Source organism: uncultured Tateyamaria sp. (assembly GCF_947504105.1).
Lineage (GTDB): Bacteria > Pseudomonadota > Alphaproteobacteria > Rhodobacterales > Rhodobacteraceae > Tateyamaria.
This window is the reverse complement of sequence record NZ_CANNGP010000143.1, coordinates 1-977: the sequence shown is the minus strand read 5'-3', so window position 1 is coordinate 977 and position 977 is coordinate 1. Positions and strand designations below refer to the sequence as shown.

Annotated in this window: 1 protein-coding gene; it reads left to right on the top strand. The window is 50.2% G+C overall.

All coding sequences use genetic code 11. The features are described from left to right. A partial coding sequence (locus tag Q1A75_RS23960; protein ID WP_299641533.1) for a glutathione S-transferase C-terminal domain-containing protein occupies positions 1–866 on the top strand: 866 nt, incomplete at its 5' end. Positions 867–977: the final 111 nt, after the last annotated feature.

Sequence of the window (977 nt, the reverse complement as noted above, 5' to 3'; positions counted from 1 at the left end):
ACAGACGCGAGCTAAGCGCACTCGCAACGTCAATTGATGCCAATCTATTGCTGGAAGCGAGTAAGGCAAAAGGACAGTTATTTCTTATCGCTTCCGCAAGTTGCCCTTGGTCGCATGGTGCTGTCATCGCGCTTGTTCTTGCACGATTAAAAAACAATATTGAGATACAATGGGCTGGCGGTCCACGGCGCGAAGGATACGGCCTGCTGCCGGGCGGACCACTGCCCAACCGTTCAGTTTTCCAACATGTTCATCAGTTCTATACATCAACGGTTGCCAAATACACGGGCCGTTCAACAGTGCCAATCCTATGGGATGCCGCAAATAGTAAGGTTCTGTCCAATTCTTCTGCCGACATTATGTTGGCGTTTGATGGGATAAGCCCGACAATAGACCTTTGCCCGACTGAATTGGCCGACGATATCGACAGCTTGATACAATACATCTTTGATGGCCTGTCCAACGCCGTCTATCGCGCCGGTAAATCGCAGCGACAAGATGAGTACGATGAGGCTGTCGATACAGTGTTTGGCACATTGGATGAATTGGAAGTTAGATTGGGTGATCGAACCTTCCTTTTCGGGAACGATTTAACCATGGCCGATATCAGGTTGTTTGCCACTTTGGTGCGCTTCGACACGGTTTATGCGACGCATTTTCGCTGCACGCGCAAAAGGCTAGTTGATTATCCACTATTATGGCGATTTACGCGCCGTATCTTCCAGATGCCAGATATTCAGCAAACAGTTGATTTCGACGAAATCAGATATGGCTACTATATCAACGATGGCGACCACAATCCGAGCGGGATCATCGGGCAACAGCCGGAGATTGATTGGAGCAGCAAAGAAGGCTTCTCGGAATAGCGGCCATTCATGTGACTTGCAGCATCGGTGACTCTGGGCTCTCTCGTTGAATCCGCCGCGCGAAGGACGAACGACCGCTCTGCTGAAAATCGCATGGGCAAAGAGCGTTCC